We start from the raw sequence: 24,799 nt of genomic DNA on the forward strand, positions 1-24,799 counted from the left end.
GGCCGCTTGTGCGGCCTTTTATACTGCGGTGAGCAAGACGCTGTGTCAAGCGTGTACTTAATGAAACGCTTATTTACGATTCAAGCGGTTATTTACTAAAGTTTCTACCACAGATGGATCGGCTAGGGTAGATATGTCGCCCAGTTGCTCGTGCTCATTTGCGGCAATTTTACGCAAGATACGCCGCATTATTTTACCGGAGCGTGTTTTGGGTAGTCCGGTTGGTGCCCATTGAATAAGGTCGGGTGCTGCAATAGGCGAAATTTCCTCGCGTACCCAATCACGCAGCGCTTTGGTTAGCTCTGTGCTGGGTTCTACCCCAACACGTGGCGTGACGTAGACATAAATACCCTGGCCTTTAATATCATGTGGATAGCCGACAACGGCGGCTTCAGCTACGGCATCGTGAGCAACCAGACAACTTTCAATTTCAGCAGTGCCTAATCGATGGCCGGAAATATTAAGTACGTCGTCAACCCGGCCGGTTAGCCAGTAATAACCATCCGTATCACGTTTAGCGCCATCACCAGTAAAGTACATGCCAGGATAAGTGCTAAAGTAAGTTTGTTCAAAACGCTCATGGTCGCCATACACGGTGCGCATTTGTCCTGGCCAGCTGTCTTTAATTACCAGATTGCCCTCACACTCGCCACTGAGTTCTTTGCCTTCATTATCAACAATAGCGGGTATAACACCGAAGAATGGTCGGGTGGCTGAACCCGGTTTCAGTTCTGTACAGCCTGGCAGGGGGGTGATAAGGATGCCGCCCGTTTCTGTTTGCCACCATGTATCGACAATGGGGCAATTACCCTTACCAAACTTTTCATGGTACCAGCTCCAGGCTTCGGGGTTTATCGGTTCACCAACACTGCCCAATGTTTGTAACGATGCTAATGAACACCCTTCAACCGGCGCCTCGCCATGAGCCATTAGCGCGCGGATAGCGGTGGGTGCGGTATAAAGAATATTGACCTGATACTTATCAACAATTTGCGCCATACGTTTAACACTAGGGTAGTTAGGCACGCCTTCAAACAACACACTGCTGGCACCGTTTGCTAGCGGTCCGTAAACAATATAGGTATGGCCTGTAACCCAGCCAATATCCGCTGCGCACCAGTATATGTCTCCATCATGATAATCAAAGACATACTGATGTGTCATCGATGCCCACACCATGTAACCGCCTGTCGTATGTAACACGCCCTTAGGCTTACCTGTCGAGCCGGAGGTGTATAAAATAAACAACGGATCTTCGGCATTCATTGGTTCCGCAGCACAGTCACTGCTTTGTTGGCTTACCAAGTCGTGATACCAAACATCACGACCGTCTTTACCGGCTTGCATATCGACATTTTTGCCAACATGTTTTACCACAATGACGTTCTGCACTGGTGAGGCATCGCCCAGGTGTGCCAAAGCCATATCGGTGTTGTCTTTTAAATTGGTAACGCGGCTGCCGCGTAATGCCTGATCGGCAGTAATAACTAACCTAGAGTCACAATCAACAATACGGCTGCCAAGGGCGTCAGGAGAAAATCCTGCAAACACGACGGAATGCACCGCACCAATGCGAGCGCAGGCTAATAAGGCTACAGTTGCTTCTGGGATCATCGGTAAATAAATGGTGACTTTGTCGCCTTTTTTTACGCCCAGCTGTTTCATACCATTTGCTAACTGACACACTTGCTGGTGCAACTGGGCGTAGGTCACCGATTTTTGTACTTCAGGTGAGTCACCTTCCCAATAGTAAGCAACCTGGTCGGCGCGTTGCGGCAGGTGTCGGTCCAGGCAGTTGTAGCTGGCATTCAACACGCCATCACTAAACCAGCTAATGTTAACCTGACCACTGGCAAAACTGGTATTTTTTACCTTAGTGAAAGGTGAAAACCAATGCAGACGCTTACCATGTTCTGCCCAGAACTGATCTGGCGAACTGATAGACTGCTGGTACATCTGCTTATATTGTTCATTATTCAACAGTGAGCGGTCCGCTGCACTGGCGGGTACCGGATAAACTGATTGATGTGACATAACTTCCCCTGTGAGAGCTTCTTTAATCTGATGATGTCTTTCTATAGAAGCCGCGCGATATTTGAAATTAGACCTTAGTCTAGCCAATCTTCAAGCGCAGCGCTAACGCTAACCTTGTGGCATTAAGAAAGCCATTCCATTGGTCTACTGCGACTAAAGGCTAATTGCAGTAGCACCAGGTCTGAATCACAGTTGGTACGCAAAATTACCATTACAAGAACAAAAGATGGAGAGACGGCACATGAAAAAAATAACAAAAATATCTTACCTCACTGCTTGTATAGTTTTAGCCGCAGGTAGCGTTCAGGCCAATGGGTTTAACATTGGTGAAACAGACGTGACCTTTGGTGGTTACGTTAAGCTTGATGCAATGTATACAGACAGCTCAGATGGCCAAATTGCAACCGGCATTGGTCGCGACTTCTATATTCCTAGCCTGACCCCTGTTGGGGGGGGAGATGAAGGGGGCACTTTTGATTTTCATGCCCGGCAATCCCGATTTTTCTTTAAAACGACGACAAAACTGGAAAATGGTAAAACGCTTGGTGGCCATATTGAGCTAGATTTCATGGCTACTGCTGGTGGCGATGAGCGCATAACTAACAGCTATTCGCCAAGATTACGTCAAGCTTTTATAACTTATGATGGTTGGTTGTTCGGTCAAACCTGGACGACTTTCATGGATTTAAATGCGTTACCCGATACGCTTGATTTTATCGGTAACACTGATGCGATGCCATTTGCCCGCCAGGCACAAATTCGGTATAGCAGTGGAAACTTTCAGATAGCGATTGAGAACCCGGAAAGCACTGTCACGCCGTTTGGCGGCGGGGGGCGAATTACTACCGACGACAACGCTACGCCTGATTTGGTATTTAAATATGCCCAAAAGACAGATTGGGGTAATTGGTCTGTTTCGGCATTAGTGCGTCAATTGGCGTATGAAACGGCCACTATTGATACGACCACTTCAGCATTTGGTGTAAGCGCTACGGCAAAAATTTTGTTGCCAAACAATAACGATATCCGTATTACAGCAACCACGGGCTCGGGTATTGGTCGTTATATTGGTTTAAATACGGTAAATGGTGCAGTGCTGGATGCTGGCAATGAGCTTGAAGCGATTGATTCTTCAGCGTTTGCCGTAGCATACCGACACAACTGGAATAGTCAGTGGCGTAGTAATTTGGTTTATTCAATGTTGAGTGTAGATAATGACGTAAACCTGACCGGTACCGCGGTGACAAAAATGACCAGCAGTTGGACAACAAACCTGTTATACCAGGCTGCTAAAAAGCTAATGTTCGGTGTGGAATACAAATTGGCAAACCGCGAAGTAGAGGCAGGTGCTGATGGCGATATGCATCGCATTCAGTTCAGTGCGAAATACGATTTTTGATATTGGCACACTTAAAAAGCCAGACATAACGTCTGGTTTTTTATTGCTGAATCGCAGACAAATAAAAAAGGACACCTAAGTGTCCTTTTTTTAGCAAGCGCTTATATTACAGAACTGTAACGTTAGCAGCTTGTGGGCCTTTTTGGCCTTGTTCGATTTCGAAAGCTACGCGTTGGCCTTCGTTTAAGGTTTTGTAACCTTCAGTTTGGATAGCACGGAAGTGAACGAATGCGTCAGCGCCGCCGTTATCCTGAGTAATGAAACCGAAACCTTTATCAGCGTTGAACCACTTAACTACACCAGTTACTTTAGCCATGAATGACTCCTAAAAATTTTAATAAACTAATTGACGCTTAATTGCGCTTTTAGCCTGACTGTTACCTTACTTATGCGGCCAAACGTGCGTGAATCTTCAGGACATGACTTACAATGAAGCTGTGTAGCGAAGTTTTCATAAACATTTTGTTACATAGGTCTGCTTTACAGGCCGGAGAGAACTATAGCAGGTTTGAGCGGAATGTATATAGCAAATTGCAAATAAACCTTTGTCAGACAATAAAAAAGCACAAAAAATAAAAAAGGCCGCGAAAGCGGCCTTTAAAAGCAGTTGCTTATTTATTGTACGTTAAGCATTTAGCGCCAATTTGGGCTCAACAAAGGCGAAACCTAAAGCTTCAGCCACACTTTGGTTGGTTACATGACCGTTCATCACGTTCAAGCCATTCATTAAGTGGGCATCATCCAGCAGTGCCTGCTTATACCCTTTATTAGCCAAGCGCAAAATAAACGGCAGGGTGGCATTGTTCAGGGCAAAAGTAGACGTGCGTGGCACCGCGCCAGGCATATTAGCTACGCAGTAATGTACTACGTCATCAACAATGTAAGTTGGCTCGGCATGCGTTGTCGGTTTTGACGTTTCGACACAACCACCCTGGTCAATTGCCACGTCGACAATAGCTGATCCCGGTTTCATTCGCTTGATATGATCTTTGGTTACCAGTTTAGGTGCAGCTGCGCCAGGTACTAATACACCACCAATCACCAGGTCTGCGGCTAAGACTTCTTGCTCCAACGCATCAGCAGTAGAGTAAATCGCTTTTACTGCACCATTGAATTGGGCATTGATACGGCGTAGTACATCTACACTGCGATCCAGTACCGTGACATCAGCACCTAATCCCAGTGCCATTTGTGCGGCATTGGTACCGACCATACCACCACCAATTACAACTACTTTGGCCGGCGCTACACCCGGTACGCCGCCCAACAACATGCCGCGACCACCACATGATTTTTCCAGCGCACGGGCGCCGGCCTGAATTGACATGCGGCCAGCCACTTCTGACATGGGGGCTAACAGCGGCAAACCGCCACGGTTGTCGGTAACGGTTTCATAGGCAATACAAATAGCTTTAGATTTGATCAGGTCTTCAGTTTGCGGTAAATCCGGTGCCAGGTGTAAATAAGTAAACAGAATCTGGCCTTCGCGCAGCATGGCACGCTCAACCGCTTGCGGCTCTTTTACTTTAACAATCATTTGTGCTTGTGCAAAAACTTCAGCAGCTGTTGCTAAAACGCTTGCACCGGCAGCGACATAGTCGTCGTCTGTAAAGCCAATCCCCATACCGGCATTGGTTTCTATTAGTACACTGTGCTTGTGGTTTACCAATTCACGCACGCTGGCTGGGGTCATACCTACACGGTATTCATGGTTCTTAATTTCTTTTGGTACGCCAATAATCATCGTTTTATGCCCTTTTATCAGGTTATAGTCGGCTGAGGTAAAATATATGCGAAGTATACTGCTTAATATGTAGAATTAATGCTTGTTTTGAGGTGTGTTGGTAGTGCAATATTCTGTTTAATTAAAAAAAGCGAATTTTTTAGCTGCTATGTACTCTTTAAATAAAAGTATCAAGAAGTTAGACAGGATAGATCGTAAAATTCTAGCAGAATTGCAGCGTGATGGTCGTTTAGCCAATGTTGAACTGGCACGCAGAGTAGGGCTTAGCCCAACGCCTTGCCTTGAACGTGTGCGCAAGCTGGAAGCCGAAGGGGTGATCTTGGGGTATACCGCACAGGTTGATCCGCAAAAAGTTGGCGCGGCCTTGCTGGTGTTTGTCGAGATAACCTTAAGCAAAACCTCGCCGGAAGATTTTGACGAGTTCAGCAAAGCGGTACAAAAGTTAGAAGAAATTCAGGAATGTCATCTGGTTTCGGGGAGCTTCGATTTTTTGTTGAAGACACGGGTAGCCAACATGGCGGCCTACCGTGAACTGCTGGGGGAGACATTGCTGCGACTGCCAAGTGTACGTGAAAGCCGCACCTATGTGGTAATGGAAGAGGTGAAACAAACCACCTTTGTCGCGATCAGTGGTTAAATGCCGGTTCAGCCGCGCTTCACGGATGCACTTTTACAGTGTCTCTGGTATCTTAACGGCAACGCGATAGCCTAGTGTGCTTGAATAAAAATCATGATAAAAAGGTAGGGTTCTTCATTTGCAGAACAGAGTGTATTTTCCGCTAAACGGTGTGCAACGCTTGCTGGAAGTCGGGTTAATCGTTTTTTCCGGCTTTGGATTATTTCTATTGTTGGCACTGTTGTCCTTTGACCCGGCTGATCCAAGCTGGTCACAAACCGGGTATCAAAGCAATGTGCATAACTATGCCGGGCAAATAGGCGCCTGGCTGGCTGATTTGTTGCTGTTTAGTTTTGGCTGGATTGCCTACCTGGTGCCATTTCTGGTGGCGTTGGCGGGGTATTTATTGTTCAAACGCTTTCACGATTTAATGCGTCTGGATTACTTGATCTTGGGTTTGCGTCTAGTCGGGCTGGTGCTGACGTTACTGTCGGCAACTGCAATAAGTAGCTTGAATTTCAATGATATATTTTATTTTTCATCTGGTGGCGTTATTGGCGATGTCGTCAGCGGCACACTGCTGCCATATTTCAATTTTATTGGTACCATTTTGCTGTTGCTGTGCGGCTTTGCAACGGGTCTTACGTTAATGACAGGCATTTCATGGTTAACCTTAGCCGATGCCCTTGGTGCTGTCTGTTTTTACGGCATACAGTATCTGCTAACATTGCCACAACGTTTTCGTGAGCGCAGCAAAGATGATTTTGACCCTTTTGCTGTTGAACAACCGCAAGATGACATTGAAACTGAACCAGCCGCGATAGCAGAAAAACCTCGCAAGTCAGCACAGTTAAGTAAACCATTGAGCGATACTCTACCTATTACTCCGCTAAATGTTAAAACTGAAGCAAAAGCTTTTTACAGCGTAGATACTTTAGCGGATGAACAGCTATCTTTTAGTGCCATTGATGAGCCAGACACCAGCGCTTGGGGTGACACCTTGCAACAATTGGATTTACCTCCTGAACCCGAAGTGGAATCGGCACTGGCACAATTTAACGACGATGAGGATGACGTAGAGGAAGTGTCGCATATGCTAGAAGAGCTGCCCTCTCTGGCGTTGTTAGACCGACCGGATAAAGCCACAAATCCAATAGATCCGGCCGATTTAGAACGCGTATCCAGGCTGGTTGAAGTTAAGTTGCTGGACTTCAATGTTGAAGCCAAAGTGGTGGGTGTGCATCCTGGTCCTGTCGTTACCCGATTTGAACTTGATTTAGCACCCGGCGTTAAAGTAAGTAAAATTACGGGGTTGGCCAAAGATCTGGCACGGTCGCTCTCTGCAATCAGTGTGCGGGTTGTCGAAGTTATTCCCGGCAAGTCTTTTATTGGCCTTGAGTTACCGAATCAGCATCGCGAAATTGTGCGCTTGTCTGAAGTGATAGGTGATGAAATTTTTGAAAACTCTAAATCACCGCTAACCATGGTATTAGGAAAAGATATTGCTGGTAAGTCTGTGGTTGCCGATCTTGCCAAAATGCCGCATTTGTTGGTGGCGGGTACCACTGGTTCTGGTAAATCTGTCGGTGTGAATGTAATGATTTGTAGTTTGCTGTACAAATCAACGCCCGACGATGTGCGTTTTTTAATGATTGATCCGAAAATGCTTGAGTTATCAATTTATGAAGGCATTCCACACCTATTAACCGAAGTGGTCACTGATATGAAAGATGCGGCCAACGGCTTGCGTTGGTGTGTCGGTGAGATGGAGCGGCGTTACAAATTAATGTCCGCACTTGGCGTGCGTAATTTAAAAGGCTACAACGTTAAAGTAAAAGAAGCCATTATGGATGGCGCGCCACTAAAAGATCCGTTATGGCGGCCTTCAGATGACATGCGCACCGAGGCGCCGTTACTGGAGAAATTACCGTCCATAGTTGTGGTTATTGACGAATTTGCTGACATGATGATGATTGTCGGGAAAAAAGTAGAAGAGTTGATTGCCCGCATTGCGCAAAAAGCACGGGCTGCTGGTATCCATTTGATTTTAGCTACTCAGCGCCCATCAGTAGATGTGATAACCGGTTTAATTAAAGCGAATATTCCTACCCGGATTGCGTTTCAGGTGTCGTCGAAAATTGATTCCCGTACTATCTTGGACCAGCAAGGTGCTGAAAGCTTACTAGGGCAGGGCGATATGCTTTATCTGCCGCCCGGTTCTGGTGTACCTAACCGGGTGCATGGTGCTTTTGTTGATGACCATGAAGTACATGCTGTGGTGGCTGACTGGAAAAAGCGCGGTCGGCCAAATTACATACCGGAAATATTAAGCGGCGAAACTACCGAAGAAAATCTGTTACCCGGTGAAACAATTGAAGGTGACGATGGCGAAGCGGATCCGTTATATGATCAAGCCGTTGCCTTTGTTACCGAAAGTCGTCGCGCTTCGGTTTCCGGTGTGCAACGCAAGTTTCGTATTGGTTATAATAGAGCTGCTCGTCTGGTTGAGCAGATGGAGCATAGTGGTATTGTCAGTGGCCCAGGCCACAATGGTAACCGTGAAGTAATGGCGCCTCCGCCGCCCAAAGGATATTAAATGCTACGTAGTTTTTTAGCCGTAATGTTCATGCTGACGTCGGTTAACGTGTCGGCGCAAAGTGCTGAACAAACGCTGCAGCGCAAGCTTGCCAGTATCAAAACCTTTGCCGCTAGTTTTGAGCAGCAGGTTTTTGATAGTAACCAGCAGTTATTGCAGCAAGGCAAAGGCGAACTCAGCATAAAGCAGCCGGCATTGTTTCGTTTTGAAACAACTGAACCTGAACCAAATCTATTTATTGGTGATGGTACTAGTCTGTGGTTTTACAACGAAACGCTAGAGCAGCTAAGTATTTATGATGCAGCCAGTGAAGTGAACCGCACCCCTTTTGTGCTATTGACATCAACCAATCCAGCGCTATGGGCGCAATATGATGTCACGCAAAAAGGCGAGCAGTTTGTTATCCGTTCAAAAGATGACAACAGCCCGGTGACGCAACTTGTGCTGAGTTTCTCCGGTGCGGCGTTATCGACCATGCAGGTGCTGGATATCAATCAACAACGAAGTGAGTTTAATTTCACGCTAATGCAGCTAAATATTCCGTTGGACGACGATTTGTTTCACTTTACGCCACCTCAAGATACTGACATTGACGACCAGCGGCAGTGACCATTATCGTGACGCCGTTACCACTAGATTTTGCCGAAGACTTTCGCCCACTGGCAGCCAGAATGCGGCCGCGCAATTTAAGCGAATATGCCGGTCAGTTACATTTAATTGGTGAGGGTACTGCGTTAAAAAAAGCTATTGAAGCAAGGCGGGTATTTTCACTGATTTTGTGGGGGCCACCAGGCTCAGGTAAAACTACCTTGGCCGACGTTATTGCATGTCATGCCGATGCGTCAATAACTAAGCTGTCGGCCGTTACCTGCGGTATTAAAGAAATCCGTGAAGCTATCGCACAGGCCCAACAACGGCAGCAACAGAACCAGCAACGTACGTTGTTGTTTGTCGATGAAGTACATCGGTTCAACAAAAGCCAGCAGGATGCATTTTTACCTTTTATAGAAGATGGCACCATTATCTTTATTGGCGCTACTACGGAGAATCCATCTTTTGCGTTAAATAACGCTATATTATCCCGGGCTCGGGTCTGTGTGTTAAAAGCACTGACTGATACCGATTTGCGCCAGGTACTGCAGCAGGCTTTAACTGACAAAGAGCGTGGGCTTGGTAATGAGCTTATCAGCCTGACCGCGGAAGCGGAGCAGCTATTATTACAACTGGCAGCGGGCGATGGCCGTAAATTGCTGAACTTGTTAGAGCAAGCTGTTGAGCTGACTGATACTGCAGCAAACGCCAAACTGATAGGCTTTGAAACACTCAAACATCTGGTACCCAAGCAATTGCCGGGTTTTGATAATCAGGGTGATATGTTCTATGACCTTATATCAGCCTTTCATAAATCAGTGCGCGGCTCCGACCCTGATGCCGCACTTTATTGGTACTGCCGGATACTGGCAGGGGGCGCTGATCCTTTGTATGTTGCCAGGCGCTTGTTGGCCATTGCCAGTGAAGACATCGGCAATGCTGATCCCCGAGCGTTAACCCTGGCACTGAATGCTTGGGACACGTTCGAACGGGTAGGCCCGGCAGAGGGTGAGCGGGCCATTGCCCAGGCAGCTGTATACATGGCGTTAGCGCCAAAAAGCAATGCCGTGTACCGCGCTTTTAATCAGCTTAAACAACTGGTAGCAGAGCAACCTGCTTATGAGGTACCGCTACATTTGCGTAATGCGCCAACTAAATTAATGCAGCAACTGGGTTTTGGTGAAGGTTATCGCTATGCGCATGACGAGCATGGCGCTTATGCGGCCGGCGAGCGCTATTTGCCTGCTGAATTGGCCGGGCAGCAGTTTTATCAACCGGTGAACCGTGGTATGGAAAAGCAGCTGGCAGAAAAGCTGAGCTACCTTAGGCAGTTGGATGCAGACAGTGAGCGTAAAAGGGATAAATAATGCTGACAACTTATTTGGCTGTTGCTATCGGCGGTGCGAGCGGCGCTTGTTTACGTTATGGTTGCAATGAGTTGGCGCTGAATGTTTTCGGTAAGTCATTCCCTTTTGGCACTTTGCTGGTTAATATTCTCGGTTCATTTGTACTGGGGTTATTATATGCGCTGTTTAGCAGTGGTGTACTAGCGGCATCACCCTGGCGTGCGCTGTTTGCTATTGGTTTAATCGGCGCTTTTACCACCTTTTCCACCTTTTCGCTGGATACCGTCTTGCTACTGCAGCAAGGCGACTGGCTAAAAGCAATCGCCAACGTATTTTTAAATGTGTTGTTATGTTTAACGCTTGCCTGGTTAGGGCTTAAACTGGGTTCAATGAAGTAATTACTATGTTAGATGCGAAATTTTTACGTAATGAATTAACTGAAACCGCTGCGCGTTTGGCTCAGCGTGGTTTTGTGCTGGACGTAGCGCGCTTAGCGGAGCTGGAAGAGCAGCGCCGTAAGCTGCAGGTAGATACTCAAGAGTTACAAAATCTGCGTAATACCAAATCGAAAGCTATTGGCCAGGCCAAAGGACGCGGTGAAGACATTGCGCCGCTGTTGGCGGAAGTAGACGGCCTTGGTGCGCAGTTGGATACCGCCAAGCAGCAACTTGATACTGTGTTGGCAGAGGTAGAGCAAATTGCCCTGACTATCCCCAATTTACCTGATGCCTCCGTGCCACAAGGTAAAGATGAAACGCAAAACGTAGAAGTGCGCCGTTTCGGCGAGCCGCGTCAGTTTGAGTTTACTATTCAGGACCATGTTGCATTGGGCGAGGCCTTGGATAAGGGGCTGGATTTTGAAAGTGCAGTAAAAGTAGCGGGCTCGCGCTTTGTAGTTATGCGCGGTCAGGTTGCCAGGTTGCATCGTGCATTGACGCAATTTATGCTCGACTTACATACAAATGAGCACGGCTATACTGAGCTATACGTGCCTTATTTAGTTAATCATGCCAGTTTGTATGGCACGGGACAGTTACCAAAATTCGGCGCTGATTTATTCCATACTCAACCTGCGACAGAAGAAGGTCAGGGTATGGCTCTTATCCCAACTGCTGAAGTACCGGTCACAAATTTAGCGCGCGATACTATCTTTGACGCCAGTGAGCTGCCGGTAAAATATACTGCCCATACACCTTGTTTCAGAAGTGAAGCGGGTTCTTATGGTCGTGATACCCGTGGTTTAATTCGTCAACATCAGTTTGATAAAGTGGAATTAGTGCAGCTGGTGCACCCTGAGCACTCAATGCAAGCGCTGGAACAGCTTACCGGTCATGCAGAGCAGGTTCTGCAGCGTCTGGGTTTACCCTACCGCGTGATGTTATTATGTACTGGCGATATGGGGTTTGGCTCGACCAAAACCTTTGATCTGGAAGTGTGGTTGCCTGCCCAGGATACCTACCGGGAAATTTCTTCCTGTAGCAATATGGGGGATTTTCAGGCGCGACGGATGCAGGCCCGCTTTCGTAGCCCTGAGATGAAAAAGCCTGAGCTTATTCATACGCTTAACGGCTCTGCGCTGGCAGTAGGCCGTACATTGGTAGCGATATTGGAAAACTATCAACAAGCGGATGGCAGTATTGTGATCCCAGAGGTGCTGCGGCCTTATATGGGTGGCCTGGCGCAGCTAAGCTAAGCACTCAGGTTAACGCTTTTCAGTCGACTAGTGCACCCGCAGCGCAGGCAGCTGCACTGCGGGTAAACCCTAACTAAGGATGGTGGCATGGCCCCGAAATCAAAAAAAAGTGCTAAACAAACAAATTCGTCAATGATGCGTGGTATTTATTGGACTGTCATTATTGGTATTGTGGCAATAGTGGTCATTGTTACCTTAGAGGCCATTATCGGTGTTATGGGTAATGCCTAACGATGTTACAGGCACTTTGCTGGTTTGGGTAAGCCGGCGATACGTGTGGCTTGCTTCGCCGGTCCTTGTGGAAACAGCATAAATAAGTATTTGCTATTGCCTTTATCAGGCCCCAGCTGTTGTGCCATGGCTTTGACCAGTATCCGCATTGCCGGAGAGCTATTAAATTCGAGATAAAATTGCCGGACAAAATGCACTACTTCCCAGTGCGCTGATGTTAAAACAATGTTTTCTAGCCGCGCAAACTCTACCGCTATTTGCTCGGTCCAATCTTGCAAGTTTGCCAGATAACCATGTTGATCAAGTGGTACTGCAGTCTCATTTATTGTCAAATGTGCCATAAAATATTCACTTGAGCTTCAATACAAAGTTCAACCCAGCGCTCTGCACTGATAACACTGATGTTATTCGCTACCTGCACTTGTCTTACGTTAACATCAATATCCAAGGCATATAGCTGGATGGTAGGCCAGACAATATCAATTCTTGCACATAAGTACACCGCGTCTTGACGCAATAAAATACTGTCTTCCGGTAGAGACACCAGGCTCAGCTCATCCATAACAATTGCAGGGGAGGTAATGCTGATTAATTTCATTAGCTGGTAATCACCTGATGTTGCCGTGCCAGTAATAAGGCGATATCTGTTTTATCCAGCACCTTGGCGCGGATACTGATGTCGTGCGCCTCGATACCGCGCTGTTGCAGTGCGTGCTGACAAACGTACACATGCTCTATATCGTACAGGGCAAACAGTTTAAAACTGCGTGGGTAAGCTTTGAGTTTAAAGTCGACATGGTCCTGGCTAGAAAGTAACTGATATACCGCGTCGCCACTAAACAACACACTAACATTATGTTCAACGGCAGCCATTGCCAATATTAAATCTAAGGCTTCACGGCCCTTACTGCTGTTAAATGGGCTGTGCTGTTGTATCACAAGAATATTGCGCATCAGAATTGCACCAGTTTATCGATATTTACCTGACGCATAGCGAACTCAGCCAAACCTGCCGCGATATAACCGGCTCTAGCAGGGCGTATATCGCTAACGACGCCACGCTTTTCGGCTGCGGTAATGCAAAACAGCAATGCAATTGCGTGCTGCTGGCAAAACTGAGCCAGTTCGCTAGCCAGGTCTGGTTCATCGGCTGGTAAATCAGTGTGTGCAGCGACAGAATAAACGGCGTCTTGATATAAAAATAGATGGTCGATTTCGTGGCCTTTGTTTAGCGCCGCTCTTGCGAACAGCATTACGCTGGCCAGGTTCTGGTTAGCAAAACCATTACAAGTGAGCAATAAACCGAAACGTGCCATAAACTGTCCCATAAAAAATGCCCCGTGTGGCGGGGCATTTTAGCGAATAACAATGCTAAGGCAAAGTATTGTGGTTAGTCATCACCACCAAAAATGCCCAACAGCTGCAACAGATTGACGAAAATGTTGAACACATTGAGGTATAACCCCACTGTTGCGCGTATGTAGTTAGTCTCACCGCCGTGAATGATGCGGCTGGTGTCATAAAGGATTAACGCAGACATAATGAGAATAATAGCAGCGCTAATAGTTAGGCTCAGCGCAGGAATTGCCAGAAATATATTCGCTAACGCGGCAACCAGCACCACAATTAACCCAACCATTAAAAAGCCACCCATAAATGAAAAATCTTTACGGGTTGTTAATGCATAAGCTGACAAACTAAAAAATATCAGCGCGGTGCCACCCAGGGCTTGCATAATTAAAGAGGGGCCATTTGCTAAGCCGGCATAGTAGTTCAACATTGGGCCCAGTGATGCGCCCATTACGCCTGTGAAGGCAAACACCCAGAAAATACCACTCGCTAAGTCGGCCTTTTTGTTGACCACAAATAGCATAATAAACCCGGCAATGAAGCAAACCAGAGCCATTACCGGCGGCATATTCATTGCCATGGCGATACCGGCCGTTACAGCACTGAATGCCAGCGTCATGGCTAGCAAAAAGTAGGTGTTTCGCAGTACCTTATTTATTTCAACACTGCTTCCTGCGGTGCTAATGGTGGAAGCTTCTCTGTATGACATAGTTATCTTCTCCTGATACAAAGGTTTATCAATACATCTGAACACATCATACGCACGAAGTTCCATACAGACCAGTGCCAGACAATACAAAATTTATCTAAGTGACAATTTTTACATTTAAAGCTTTCTTTTGTCTGCTTAACTGATTAATATACGCGTCGCCGGAGGGATGGCAGAGCGGTTTAATGCACCGGTCTTGAAAACCGGCGTGGGTTAATAGCCCACCGAGAGTTCGAATCTCTCTCCCTCCGCCATTTAAACCACCTCAGGGTGGTTTTTTTGTAAATACAAAAAAGTACATTGAAAATAGCTGCTTTTACCTGTTTAAACCGCCTTGAATACAGCTTATTGCCGAATTACTAAGCAAACAGCGTAAAATAGCAAAAAAGCGCTTTACAAAATGTTAGGCAGTTTTTAATATGCGCCCTGTAACGCGGAGGGATGGCAGAGCGGTTTAATGCACCGGTCTTGAAAACCGGCGTGGGTTAATAGCCCACCGAGAGTTCGAATCTCTCTCCCTCCGCCACTTTCTCTTCGACATCAGCAAAATGCTAATTTCAACAATTCTTCTGCTTAAAGTAGCTTTATACCGTGGTTTTGTTAATCATTTTATCGCAATGAACCCTCAATATGTGAAACTGCTGTTGTAAACGCAATATGTTTAGCAAAACAAGTCTGCCTCAGCTATGCTAGGTAACAATAATAATTCTAATATCCAGTAATTCGGAGAGGCTAAATTGATTAACATTTTGTTAGTTGATGACCATGAGCTTGTACGTACTGGGATCAGTCGCATACTAATGGATGAGCGCGGTATCAAGGTGATAGGCGAGGCTGGCTCCGGTGAAGAAGCACTACAATTTTGCCGTCAACATGAACCCGATGTGGTGTTGATGGATATGAACATGCCGGGCATGGGCGGCATGACAGCCACCAAGCGCATTTTACATTATTGCCCGGATATTAAAGTTTTGGCATTGTCTGTTTCATGCGAAGAGCCGGTACCAACTAAAGTGATGCAGTTGGGGGCAGCAGGGTTTATCTCCAAAAATTCACCACCGCGTGAAATGGTGTCGGCAATTCGTAAAGTTTATTCTGGCGTTCGGCATATATCTGATGAAGTAGCACAAAAAATGGCGTTGAGTAAGGTTAATAATCAGAGCCAGAATCCGTTTGATGATTTGTCGGACCGCGAGCTACAGATCATGATGATGATTACGCAAGGTCAAAAGGTAAATGACATTGCCGAGTTATTAAATGTCAGTGCTAAAACGGTCAATTCATATCGATACCGGATGTTTGAAAAGCTGGCCATTAGTGGCGATGTCGAATTAACTCATTTGGCGTTGCGCCACGGCATGATCGACATCGCCAAAGCCTGATGTTCGACGCTAAGTCATTTTTAAAGTCAGTTCCTCACCAGCCTGGCGTTTATCGTATGATAAACGCTGCTGATAAGGTTATTTATGTCGGTAAAGCCAAAGATTTACGCGCCAGGCTTAGCAGCTATTTCCGTGCTCAAGTGGACAGTATTAAAACCCGGTCACTGGTAAGTCAGATTGCCCATGTCGAATACACTTTAACGCACAGTGAAACAGAAGCGCTGATTTTAGAAAATAACCTGATCAAGCAGTTTATGCCGCGTTACAACGTATTGCTGCGCGATGATAAATCTTATCCTTATATCCTGCTTAGTAGTCATAAACACCCCCGCATTAGTTCACATCGCGGACCGCGTAAAACAGTTGGCCAATACTTTGGCCCTTATCCTAATGCCAGTGCTGTGTGGCAAAGCCTGAAAACCTTACAGAAAATCTTTCCTATTCGTCAGTGTGAGGATAGTTTTTATCGAGCCCGCACCCGGCCGTGTTTACAATATCAGTTGAAGTTATGTTCTGCGCCTTGTGTTGGCAAAATATCTGATGCGGAGTATCAACAGCAAGTACGGCTGGCGAGCCTGTTTTTACAAGGTAAAGATCAGCAGGTTATCGATGATTTAGTACAACGCATGACTGATGCCAGTGAGAACCTACAATTTGAGCAAGCAGCACAACTGCGCGACAAAATTATTGCCCTGCGCAAAGTTCAGGAGCAACAAACGGTCAGTGGCGAACATGAAGAAATGGACATTGTTGGTTTTGTCTATTCACACGGTGTTGCTGCTGTGCATTTATTATTTGTGCGGGAGCAAAAAGTACTCGGCAGTAAAGCATATTTTCCTAAGGTACCTGCGGATACGGAAGAAACGGAAATTTTAACCGCCTTTTTATTACAATTTTATCTGGATGGCTATGGCACTCAGCAGATGCCGCGGGAGATTGTAATCGGCTTCCCGCTTACAGATGCTGAGGCGGTAGCTGATGCAATAAGTGAAGTTGCTGGCAAAAAAGTACGTATTACCTATGCTCAGCGCGGCGAAAAAGCAAAGTACTTAAGTCTGGCGCAGAAAAATGCTCTACAGTCTTGTGATAATAAACAATCACTGGCAGAAAAAATGGCGCTGCGATATCAGCAATTGCAGCAGCTGTTACAACTCGAACAGCCTATTGCGCGCATGGAGTGTTTTGATATCAGCCATACGATGGGGCAGGCGACTGTCGCCTCTTGTGTAGTATTTGATGGGCAGGGCCCACATAAGGCTGAATACCGGCGCTACAATGTTACCGGTATCACGGGCGGCGATGATTATGCGGCCATGCAGTTTGCGTTAGATAAGCGCTACGGCAAGCTCCAGGACACAGATAAGATACCCGATGTTATTTTCATAGACGGTGGTCAAGGCCAGCTAAATATTGCCGTGGCACAATTTGTTGGTTGGCCGCATGAAAAAAAACCTTTGCTGGTGGGCGTAGCCAAAGGCACTAGCCGTAAACCTGGGCTTGAGACGCTAATATTAGCCGAGACTGGGCGCAGTATTAATTTGGTTGACGATGCTCCGGCACTACATTTAATTCAGCAGATCCGCGACGAAGCACATCGTTTTGCCATTACTGGGCATCGTAATAAACGCGGCAAGGCGTTACTGAAGAGTCCTCTACAGCAGGTTAAAGGCATAGGTGAAAAACGGCGCCAAGCGCTACTGCAGTATTTAGGCGGTTTGCAAGGTGTCATGCGCTCATCAGTGGCTGAACTCTGCTCAGTGCCGGGCATATCAAAAGCGCAGGCGGAAAAGATTTACCAAGCCTGTCATAACAAGTAGCATAGCGATATCGCTGTAGTAGAGAATAATAAGATGTGGAATATTCCCAATCTGTTAACCCTGTTTCGCCTGTTTTTAATTCCGGTTTTTATTATTTGTTTTTACTCTGGTGCTGAGAATGCACGTTTTTGGGCGGCGTTTGCTTTTTGGCTGGCAGCCATTACGGATGCACTTGATGGTTACCTGGCACGTAAGCTTGAGCAATCTACCCCTTTTGGCGCTTTTCTTGATCCGGTTGCGGATAAGGTTATGGTAGCGGTTGCCTTGGTGGTAATCGCCGTAGACAGCGTATCGCTGTGGGTTACCATACCTGCAATTATTATGATTAGTCGCGAGATTGTTATCTCAGCGTTGCGAGAGTGGATGGCTGAGTTAGGTAAACGCGCTAATGTTGCGGTATCTAACCTCGGCAAGTATAAAACCATAGCGCAGATGCTGGCATTAATAGGCCTGATCTGGCGCCCTGAATATTGGCTGGTAAGTTGGTTTACACCTGCCGGTATGTTGTTGTTGTATATTGCTACTGTACTAACAATATGGTCTATGTACGTATACTTAAAAGCAGCTTGGCGTGATCTGGTGCATTAATGCCGGTTTTTGCTGTTTATTAGCGCAACTCAGTTAAATTTTAATCAGTCAGTCATAAAAGCAATAATTTATTATTGACTGACACAATTAAAACAGTAGAATGCGACACGTGTTAAGGCACATGGCCGTAACAACGCGAGTATAGCTCAGCTGGTAGAGCGCGACCTTGCCAAGGTCGAGGTCACGAGTTCGAACCTCGTTACTCGCTCCAACTCTTTCAAAGAGTTAAAATTGTTTGATTGGCGGGTTGGCAGAATGGCCATGCAGCGGATTGCAAATCCGTCCATCTCGGTTCGACTCCGGGACCCGCCTCCATAACATAATATGCTGTGAAGAGTAGCAAAGTGATATAGAAAAGTTGTCTGCCCGGGTGGTGAAATCGGTAGACACAAGGGATTTAAAATCCCTCGCTCGAAAGGGCGTGCCGGTTCAAGTCCGGCCCCGGGCACCATTACTCTTCAGAGTAAATACCAGATTTATGCGAGTATAGCTCAGCTGGTAGAGCGCGACCTTGCCAAGGTCGAGGTCACGAGTTCGAACCTCGTTACTCGCTCCAAATACGCAAAAACGCAGCCTACTGGCTGCGTTTTTCGTTTCTGCTACCAGTTAAAAATCAAAGATGTGTCGCGCTAAGGTCATTACTGCCAGAGTAATAAGCAAAACAGCTGCGATATTAAGTACTAAACCGGCTTTTACCATATCAATAATTTTCAGCTTGCCGGAAGCGAATACAATCGCATTAGGCGGGGTGGCAACCGGCATCATAAAAGCACAACTGGCAGCGACGGCCGCAGGTATGACCAACATAGCGGCAGACGTATTCAATGATATGGCTACCGGACCTAAAAGAGGTAAAAATGCTGCTGCGGTTGCGGTATTGCTGGTGATCTCAGTCAGGAAAATGATCACAGTGGTTACCAACACAATCAGTATAAGCAAATTAATACTGCCAAGTTGCCCGATTTGGCCGGCAATATAGCCGGATAACCCGGAGTTATCTATTTGTGTTGCCAGGGTTAAGCCTCCGCCAAACAGCAATAACACGCCCCAGGGCAGCTTTTGGCAATCTTCCCACTGTAAAATACGTTGTCCACTGTTAAGCGACACAGGTAGTACAAACAGCAAGATGGCGGCAGATACAGCAATAAGGGTGTCATCGAGCTTAATGCCGCTAACCTGGCTTAATGGAGCGCGAAAAACCCAACAAAATGCAGCCAGCATAAATACGGCTAATACGAGTTTTTCAGCATTATGCATTTGGCCCAGAGCATTGAGCTTTTTTCGGTACATACTGCGGCTATCAACTGTAGCGATATTATCCAATCTGAAGTGAAGCTGTGTCAGCCAAAACCAACACACCAGTAATAAACTTACCGCCAGTGGCACGCCAAACAGCATCCAGTCGCTGAAACTGAGCTGTACTTGGTAGCTGCGCTCCAAATATGCCGCCAGTAATGCATTGGGTGGGGTGCCGATTAACGTCGCTACACCGCCAATACTGGCGGAGTAAGCAATAGACAATAAAACGGCTTTGGCAAAGTTATCGTTGCTAGCACCTTGCTCTTGCTGCATAGCAATAATAGATAAGCCAATTGGTAACATCATGACGGCGGTGGCGGTGTTAGACATCCACATCGATAAAAAAGCGGTAACCAGCATAATACCGGCAATTTGCTGGCTAGGTTTACTGCCCACCATTAGCATGGTAATTAGCGCAATACGCTTGTGTAGGTTCCAGCGCTCCATCGCAATTGAAAGTACAAAGCCACCCAGAAACAAGAAAATAAGCGGGTGTGCATAAGGTGCCGTCACATTACCAATAGTGTCCAGGTTTAGCAGCGGCACGACCGCAATGGGCAATAGAGCAGTAACCGGAATGGGTACTGGCTCTGTTATCCACCATAATGCCATCCAACAAGTCAGGCCGGTAATTAGCCAGGCGTTGGCTGACATACCGCTAAACCAGGGTGGCGTTAATAACGTGAGTAAAAATAATACTGGGCCGGCCAACAGCGTAATATAAAAAGCTAACTTAAACTGAAAAGGCATAACCGGTCCTTATGGCGTTAATCGTCAAAGCTATTATTATCGGCCGCACTCTCTGCTGTTTTGCTTGAGGTCAATAATTGCGCCTCCAGCATACGTATTTCAATATCATCTAACAGCCGCCATTGGCCGGGTTTTAATCCGGCTACGCGGATATGCATAATACGAGTTCGTTTCAGCGTTTGCACATCATAACCCAGGTATTCACACATCCGGCGTATTTGCCGGTTTAAGCCTTGAGTAAGAATAATAGAAAAACTCTGTTTCGAGCGTTGTTGAACAGTGCAAGGCAGGGTAACCGTGTCAAGGATCGGTACGCCGCGGCTCATTTGTTGGATAAAACGCTCAGTGATCGGCTTGTTAACCGTAACTACATATTCTTTATCATGCGCATTGCCGGCACGCAGGATTTTATTCACGATATCGCCATCGTTAGTGAGGAAAATCAAACCCTCTGAAGGTTTATCTAAGCGGCCAATTGGGAAAATGCGCTCGGGATAACGAATGGCATCGATAATATTGCCGTGAATATGCCGCTCAGTTGTACAGGTAATACCCACGGGTTTGTGATAAGCCAAATAGACCCGCTTGGGTTTGGCTTTTAACGGTTTGCCGTCAATTAACACTTGATCACTTTCACTGACTTTTAAGCCTACCGGCGCCACAACACCATTCACAGTAACCTGGCCATTTTCGATGAATTTGTCGGCTTCACGACGGGAACAAAAGCCAGTATCACTGATAAATTTGTTTAAACGGTATAACACGGTATCAGACATAGAAAAGATAGATCTTAATAGGATTTTATAATGGCGATAGTTTAGGGGGTTAAGCGGCTTTACGCTACTGCAGTAACGCAAAAGGCCGGGAAAATGCCAAGCCTTTTAGTGTTAGCCGGCGTGTTGTAAGGTGGAGTAAAATACATTAGAACAATAGCTTAATAGCTTAATAGCTTAATAGCTTAATAGCTCAATAGCTCAATAGCTCAATAGCTCAATAGCTTAGCCCGATATCACATGGTAATGTTGAACCGGGCTGAGTCTATGTAATTATTACATGTTAGGGTAATTAGGCCCACCTGCGCCTTCAGGTGTTACCCAAGTGATATTTTGTGCGGGGTCTTTAATATCACAGGTTTTACAATGAATGCAGTTTTGTGCGTTTATCTGAAATTTGGGCGCATTGTTTTCATCTTGCACGATTTCATATACGCCAGCCGGGCAATAACGTTGTGCCGGTTCATTGTATTTTGCTAAGTTTACCGCTATAGGAATATTACTGTCGGTTAACTGCAAATGGCATGGTTGCTCTTCTTCGTGGTTAGTATTAGATAAATAAACTGACGATAAGCGGTCAAAGCTCAATACGTTGTCCGGTTTGGAATATTGAATAATTTCAGCAGCAACTGCAGGTTTAAGTTGGGCATAATCATGGCTGTCATCTTTTAGCGTAAATGGCAATTTGCCACCAAACCAGTTTTGATCCAGCGTATTAAAAGCGCCACCCCAAAACATGCCAAATTTATGCATTGCAGGGCCAAAATTGCGCGAACGATAAAGCTCATCGTACAGCCAGCTATTTTTTATTGCCTCTGCATATGCGGTTAAGTCAGCACCGCCATTCTCATCCTGTGATAGCGCTTGAAACAGCGTTTCTGCTGCTAACATGCCTGATTTCATCGCTGTATGGTTGCCTTTGATTTTGGCAAAATTTAATGTGCCGGCGTCGCAACCTACCAGTAAGCCGCCGTTAAAACTCATTTTTGGCAGGCTATTCAGGCCGCCTTTTGCAATGGCGCGGGCACCGTAGCTAACCCGTTTACCATTTTGTAGATATTGGCCGATAACCGGATGATGTTTATAGCGTTGAAACTCATCAAACGGGCTTAAGTGAGGGTTGCTGTAGTTTAAATCAACAATTAAACCTACTACGATTTGCTGGTTTTCAGCATGATAAAGATAGCCACCGCCAGAGGTATCTGCAGTTAACGGCCAGCCCGCTGAATGCACCACCAAACCAGGCTTATGCTGCTCTGCGGGCACATCCCAAATTTCTTTAAAACCCAATGCATAATGCTGCGGCGATTTATCTTTATCCAGTTGGAATTGTTTAATAAGCTGTTTGCCTAAATGTCCACGGCAGCCTTCGGCAAACACGGTATATTTAGCCAGTAACTCCATGCCAGGTACGAAGCTATCTTTGGGCTTGCCGTGCTTATCCAAACCCATATCGCCAATGAGTATGCCTTTGACAATGTTGTCTGTTATTAATACTTCGCTGGCAGCAAAGCCCGGAAAAATCTCCACGCCAAGTTGTTCAGCTTGCTGCGCTAGCCAGCGGCAAAGGTTCGCCATTGAAACAATATAATTACCGCTGTTATGCATTGTTTTTGGCACAGCAAAGCCTGGTAGCTTTCTGGCGGTTTCTGCGCTATTGAACAAATAAATATCATCATGCGTTACTGCAGTAGTCACCGGCGCCCCCAACTGTTGCCAATCGGGTAACAGCTCATTTAGTGCACGTGGTTCAAATACCGCTCCGGAGAGGATATGAGCGCCGACTTCAGAGCCTTTTTCCACCACACAGACCGTAAGTTCTTTGGCTGCTGCTTTTGCTTGTTGCATCAATTTGATGGCAGTAGACAGCCCGGCCGGGCCGGCACCCACTATTACAACATCGAATTCCATTGATTCTCTTTCCACAGCACTGACCTCTTGGAGTATATTATTTACAGCTGACGCCGCTTTTGTCATGGTGTTTAGGGTATTGCAGGTTGACGTTAACGTCAACAGTAAGTAGATTGTGGCAAACCAAACTATTATAGCTTTACCTTAACGTAAACCTGCAGCAAAGATGGCTTATTGTGCAGGAAATAATGAGGATTTTATGAAAATACTGGTACCGGTAAAACGGGTGATAGACTACAACGTCAAAGTTCGGGTAAAAGCTGATCAAACGGGTGTAGACCTGGCCAACGTTAAAATGGCGTTGAATCCATTTTGCGAAATAGCTGTTGAAGAAGCGGTTAGGTTAAAAGAAGCTGGTAACGCCTCGGAAGTGGTTGTGGTGTCTATTGGTACCACCGCTGTACAAGAACAGCTGCGTACCGCGTTGGCGCTAGGAGCTGACCGTGCGTTACATATCGAAACGGATCAGCATCTTGACTCATTACAGGTCGCCAAGTTGCTGGCAAAGGTTGTTGCACAAGAGCAGCCTGGTTTAGTTATCTTGGGCAAACAGGCCATCGATTCTGACAACAATCAAACCGGCCAAATGTTGGCAGCTTTAACCGGAATGGGGCAGGGTACTTTTGCCTCAAAAGTGCAGTTAGCTGACGGTAAAGTGCTGGTAACGCGTGAAATTGACGGTGGCTTACAAACGGTGGCATTAACACTGCCAGCAGTAGTATCAACTGATTTACGTTTAAATGAACCACGTTACGCCTCTTTGCCTAACATTATGAAAGCAAAAAAGAAACCACTGGATGTAATCGCGGCAGATAGTTTTGGTGTAACCCTTAGCTCCAACGTCACGGTGCTAAAAGTTGCAGCTCCGGCCAGCCGTCAGGGTGGCATTAAAGTTGAGTCAGTGGCAGAGCTTGTCGATAAGTTAAAGCATGAAGCGAAGGTGATCTAATGGCCATTTTAATAATTGCAGAGCATAACAACCTAAGCCTGAAAAGCGAGACGCATAAAGTGGTGCAGGCAGCTGCAGCCATTGGTGGCGATATCACGCTGTTAGTCGCTGGTTTTAACTGTAAGGCAGCCGCCGATGAAGCGGCCACTGTTGCAGGTGTCAGCAAAGTGTTATTGGCCGACAATGCCGTTTATCAACATCAGCTGGCAGAAAACATCGCCGCTTTAGTGACTGAAGTGGGTAAAGACTTCAGCCACATTCTGGCGCCAGCAACTACCAGCGGCAAAAACTTCTTGCCACGTGTTGCCGCGATGCTGGATGTTGCACAGATTTCTGATGTTATAGCCATTGAATCTGCTGATACTTTTGTTCGACCAATTTATGCCGGCAATGCTATTGCAACCGTGCAGTCTAGCGACCGTATCAAAGTGTTAACGGTACGCCCGGCGGCTTTTCGTGCAGCGTCAGACGGTAATAGTGCACCGATAGAGGCTGTATCCGCTGCGCATGATGCTGGGGTGTCGGCATTTATTGATGAGGAGCTTACCAAATCAGAACGGCCAGAACTTAGTGCTGCCAGGGTGGTGATCTCGGGTGGTCGCGGCATGCAAAATGGTGAAAACTTTGCATTGCTAAACGGCATAGCTGACAAGCTTGGCGCAGCTATTGGTGCATCCCGGGCGGCTGTTGACGCCGGCTTTGTACCGAACGATATGCAGGTTGGTCAAACCGGTAAAATCGTAGCGCCAGATTTGTACATTGCGGTGGGGATCTCCGGTGCGATTCAGCATTTGGCGGGTATGAAAGATTCGAAAGTAATAGTCGCAATCAATAAAGACGCTGAAGCGCCGATTTTCCAGATAGCTGACTATGGTCTGGTAGCTGATCTATTCAGTGTACTGCCTGAACTCGAACAGCAACTGTAACGTTAGCAAGTATGCCAAAAGCCAGCATCTTGCTGGCTTTTTTCATTTTGTCTCTTGTTGCTCACGGCAAAACCGACTTAAGATATCGCTTCACA

Annotated in this window: 24 protein-coding genes and 6 tRNA genes; 19 read left to right on the plus strand and 11 right to left on the minus strand. The window is 46.4% G+C overall.

From position 1 onward, the window contains the following. Nucleotides 1-69: 69 nt before the first annotated feature. Nucleotides 70-2,034: an acetate--CoA ligase gene (gene acs / locus I4W93_RS03680; RefSeq protein ID WP_205310720.1), complete on the minus strand. Its 1,965-nt coding sequence runs from the start codon at nucleotides 2,032-2,034 to the stop codon at nucleotides 70-72. Between the two features lie 241 nt (nucleotides 2,035-2,275). On the opposite strand from acs, the gene I4W93_RS03685 reads away from it, so the two are divergent. Beyond that, complete coding sequence (locus tag I4W93_RS03685) at nucleotides 2,276-3,433, plus strand: DcaP family trimeric outer membrane transporter (protein ID WP_205310719.1); 1,158 nt, start codon at nucleotides 2,276-2,278, stop codon at nucleotides 3,431-3,433. Between the two features lie 106 nt (nucleotides 3,434-3,539). Here I4W93_RS03685 and cspE read toward each other — a convergent pair whose 3' ends face one another. Together cspE and ald are read right to left on the minus strand one after the other, a co-directional pair. Continuing rightward, a complete protein-coding gene (gene cspE / locus I4W93_RS03690; protein WP_027670166.1) occupies nucleotides 3,540-3,749 on the minus strand; it encodes a transcription antiterminator/RNA stability regulator CspE in 210 nt (69 codons plus the stop codon). A gap of 309 nt (nucleotides 3,750-4,058) precedes the next feature. Continuing rightward, nucleotides 4,059-5,177 (minus strand): alanine dehydrogenase, encoded by a 1,119-nt coding sequence (ald, locus tag I4W93_RS03695; RefSeq protein ID WP_205310718.1) that lies wholly within the window; start codon nucleotides 5,175-5,177, stop codon nucleotides 4,059-4,061. A gap of 148 nt (nucleotides 5,178-5,325) precedes the next feature. Between ald and lrp the strand changes: the two genes are divergently transcribed. The 7 genes from lrp (at nucleotide 5,326) to I4W93_RS03730 (ending at nucleotide 12,250) form a co-directional block, all read left to right on the plus strand. Continuing rightward, nucleotides 5,326-5,814, plus strand: a complete 489-nt coding sequence (lrp, locus tag I4W93_RS03700) for a leucine-responsive transcriptional regulator Lrp (RefSeq protein WP_205310717.1) — start codon at nucleotides 5,326-5,328, stop codon at nucleotides 5,812-5,814. A 118-nt stretch (nucleotides 5,815-5,932) separates the two neighbouring features. Further along, nucleotides 5,933-8,389 (plus strand): DNA translocase FtsK, encoded by a 2,457-nt coding sequence (locus I4W93_RS03705; RefSeq protein ID WP_205310716.1) that lies wholly within the window; start codon nucleotides 5,933-5,935, stop codon nucleotides 8,387-8,389. Beyond that, nucleotides 8,390-8,998: an outer membrane lipoprotein periplasmic chaperone LolA gene (gene lolA, locus I4W93_RS03710; protein WP_205310715.1), complete on the plus strand. Its 609-nt coding sequence runs from the start codon at nucleotides 8,390-8,392 to the stop codon at nucleotides 8,996-8,998. It begins immediately after the preceding gene. A gap of 8 nt (nucleotides 8,999-9,006) precedes the next feature. Then, nucleotides 9,007-10,347, plus strand: a complete 1,341-nt coding sequence (locus I4W93_RS03715; protein WP_205310806.1) for a replication-associated recombination protein A — start codon at nucleotides 9,007-9,009, stop codon at nucleotides 10,345-10,347. Then, nucleotides 10,347-10,724 carry a fluoride efflux transporter CrcB gene (gene crcB / locus I4W93_RS03720; RefSeq protein ID WP_205310714.1) on the plus strand — a complete coding sequence of 126 codons (378 nt, stop codon included), beginning with the start codon at nucleotides 10,347-10,349 and terminating at the stop codon, nucleotides 10,722-10,724. The genes I4W93_RS03715 and crcB overlap by 1 nt, the downstream gene beginning before the upstream one ends. A 5-nt stretch (nucleotides 10,725-10,729) precedes the next feature. Further along, entirely contained in the window at nucleotides 10,730-12,019 is a 1,290-nt protein-coding gene (gene serS, locus I4W93_RS03725) for a serine--tRNA ligase (RefSeq protein WP_205310713.1), read from the plus strand. An 87-nt stretch (nucleotides 12,020-12,106) separates the two neighbouring features. Further along, nucleotides 12,107-12,250 carry a hypothetical protein gene (locus tag I4W93_RS03730; protein WP_205310712.1) on the plus strand — a complete coding sequence of 48 codons (144 nt, stop codon included), beginning with the start codon at nucleotides 12,107-12,109 and terminating at the stop codon, nucleotides 12,248-12,250. Nucleotides 12,251-12,255: 5 nt separating this feature from the next. Here the strand turns inward: I4W93_RS03730 and I4W93_RS03735 are convergent, their stop codons facing one another. From I4W93_RS03735 to I4W93_RS03755, 5 genes are all read right to left on the minus strand, one after another. After that, nucleotides 12,256-12,591 (minus strand): TusE/DsrC/DsvC family sulfur relay protein, encoded by a 336-nt coding sequence (locus I4W93_RS03735; protein WP_205310711.1) that lies wholly within the window; start codon nucleotides 12,589-12,591, stop codon nucleotides 12,256-12,258. Continuing rightward, nucleotides 12,579-12,848 carry a DsrH/TusB family sulfur metabolism protein gene (locus I4W93_RS03740; RefSeq protein WP_205310710.1) on the minus strand — a complete coding sequence of 90 codons (270 nt, stop codon included), beginning with the start codon at nucleotides 12,846-12,848 and terminating at the stop codon, nucleotides 12,579-12,581. The genes I4W93_RS03735 and I4W93_RS03740 overlap by 13 nt, the downstream gene beginning before the upstream one ends. Beyond that, on the minus strand, nucleotides 12,848-13,204 hold the full coding sequence (gene tusC, locus I4W93_RS03745) for a sulfurtransferase complex subunit TusC (RefSeq protein ID WP_205310709.1): 357 nt from the start codon (nucleotides 13,202-13,204) through the stop codon (nucleotides 12,848-12,850). The genes I4W93_RS03740 and tusC overlap by 1 nt, the downstream gene beginning before the upstream one ends. Then, the gene (locus I4W93_RS03750) at nucleotides 13,204-13,566 is read right to left on the minus strand and encodes a DsrE/DsrF/TusD sulfur relay family protein (RefSeq protein WP_205310708.1); all 363 of its coding nucleotides are present in this window, start codon (nucleotides 13,564-13,566) and stop codon (nucleotides 13,204-13,206) included. The genes tusC and I4W93_RS03750 overlap by 1 nt, the downstream gene beginning before the upstream one ends. Before the next feature lie 74 nt (nucleotides 13,567-13,640). Continuing rightward, complete coding sequence (locus tag I4W93_RS03755) at nucleotides 13,641-14,309, minus strand: Bax inhibitor-1/YccA family protein (RefSeq protein WP_205310707.1); 669 nt, start codon at nucleotides 14,307-14,309, stop codon at nucleotides 13,641-13,643. Nucleotides 14,310-14,472: 163 nt separating this feature from the next. On the opposite strand from I4W93_RS03755, the gene I4W93_RS03760 reads away from it, so the two are divergent. From I4W93_RS03760 to I4W93_RS03800, 9 genes are all read left to right on the plus strand, one after another. Further along, nucleotides 14,473-14,563, plus strand: a tRNA-Ser gene (locus I4W93_RS03760). Nucleotides 14,564-14,744: 181 nt separating this feature from the next. Further along, a tRNA-Ser gene (locus I4W93_RS03765) sits at nucleotides 14,745-14,835 on the plus strand. A gap of 211 nt (nucleotides 14,836-15,046) precedes the next feature. Next, on the plus strand, nucleotides 15,047-15,691 hold the full coding sequence (uvrY, locus tag I4W93_RS03770; protein WP_205310706.1) for a UvrY/SirA/GacA family response regulator transcription factor: 645 nt from the start codon (nucleotides 15,047-15,049) through the stop codon (nucleotides 15,689-15,691). After that, nucleotides 15,691-17,508: an excinuclease ABC subunit UvrC gene (gene uvrC, locus I4W93_RS03775; protein ID WP_205310705.1), complete on the plus strand. Its 1,818-nt coding sequence runs from the start codon at nucleotides 15,691-15,693 to the stop codon at nucleotides 17,506-17,508. Before uvrY ends, uvrC begins: the two co-directional genes overlap by 1 nt. 33 nt (nucleotides 17,509-17,541) lie before the next feature. Next, complete coding sequence (gene pgsA, locus I4W93_RS03780; protein ID WP_205310704.1) at nucleotides 17,542-18,096, plus strand: CDP-diacylglycerol--glycerol-3-phosphate 3-phosphatidyltransferase; 555 nt, start codon at nucleotides 17,542-17,544, stop codon at nucleotides 18,094-18,096. Nucleotides 18,097-18,231: 135 nt separating this feature from the next. Next, nucleotides 18,232-18,307: transfer RNA gene (locus tag I4W93_RS03785), tRNA-Gly, on the plus strand. A 30-nt stretch (nucleotides 18,308-18,337) separates the two neighbouring features. Then, nucleotides 18,338-18,411, plus strand: a tRNA-Cys gene (locus tag I4W93_RS03790). 49 nt (nucleotides 18,412-18,460) lie between these two features. Next, nucleotides 18,461-18,547, plus strand: a tRNA-Leu gene (locus tag I4W93_RS03795). Nucleotides 18,548-18,576: 29 nt separating this feature from the next. Next, nucleotides 18,577-18,652 (plus strand) — tRNA-Gly (locus I4W93_RS03800). 50 nt (nucleotides 18,653-18,702) lie between these two features. On the opposite strand, the gene I4W93_RS03805 is transcribed toward I4W93_RS03800, so the two are convergent. From I4W93_RS03805 to I4W93_RS03815, 3 genes are all read right to left on the minus strand, one after another. Continuing rightward, complete coding sequence (locus tag I4W93_RS03805) at nucleotides 18,703-20,145, minus strand: SLC13 family permease (RefSeq protein ID WP_205310703.1); 1,443 nt, start codon at nucleotides 20,143-20,145, stop codon at nucleotides 18,703-18,705. 17 nt (nucleotides 20,146-20,162) lie between these two features. Then, nucleotides 20,163-20,921 (minus strand): pseudouridine synthase, encoded by a 759-nt coding sequence (locus tag I4W93_RS03810; protein ID WP_205310702.1) that lies wholly within the window; start codon nucleotides 20,919-20,921, stop codon nucleotides 20,163-20,165. Nucleotides 20,922-21,194: 273 nt separating this feature from the next. After that, nucleotides 21,195-22,829, minus strand: a complete 1,635-nt coding sequence (locus I4W93_RS03815) for an electron transfer flavoprotein-ubiquinone oxidoreductase (protein WP_368735595.1) — start codon at nucleotides 22,827-22,829, stop codon at nucleotides 21,195-21,197. A gap of 199 nt (nucleotides 22,830-23,028) precedes the next feature. On the opposite strand from I4W93_RS03815, the gene I4W93_RS03820 reads away from it, so the two are divergent. Together I4W93_RS03820 and I4W93_RS03825 are read left to right on the plus strand one after the other, a co-directional pair. Beyond that, nucleotides 23,029-23,778, plus strand: a complete 750-nt coding sequence (locus I4W93_RS03820; RefSeq protein WP_205310700.1) for an electron transfer flavoprotein subunit beta/FixA family protein — start codon at nucleotides 23,029-23,031, stop codon at nucleotides 23,776-23,778. Continuing rightward, nucleotides 23,778-24,704 carry an electron transfer flavoprotein subunit alpha/FixB family protein gene (locus tag I4W93_RS03825; protein WP_205310699.1) on the plus strand — a complete coding sequence of 309 codons (927 nt, stop codon included), beginning with the start codon at nucleotides 23,778-23,780 and terminating at the stop codon, nucleotides 24,702-24,704. Before I4W93_RS03820 ends, I4W93_RS03825 begins: the two co-directional genes overlap by 1 nt. Nucleotides 24,705-24,799 lie beyond the last annotated feature (95 nt).

The organism is Rheinheimera maricola, assembly GCF_016918075.2.
In the GTDB taxonomy this organism is placed as follows: domain Bacteria; phylum Pseudomonadota; class Gammaproteobacteria; order Enterobacterales; family Alteromonadaceae; genus Alishewanella; species Alishewanella maricola_A.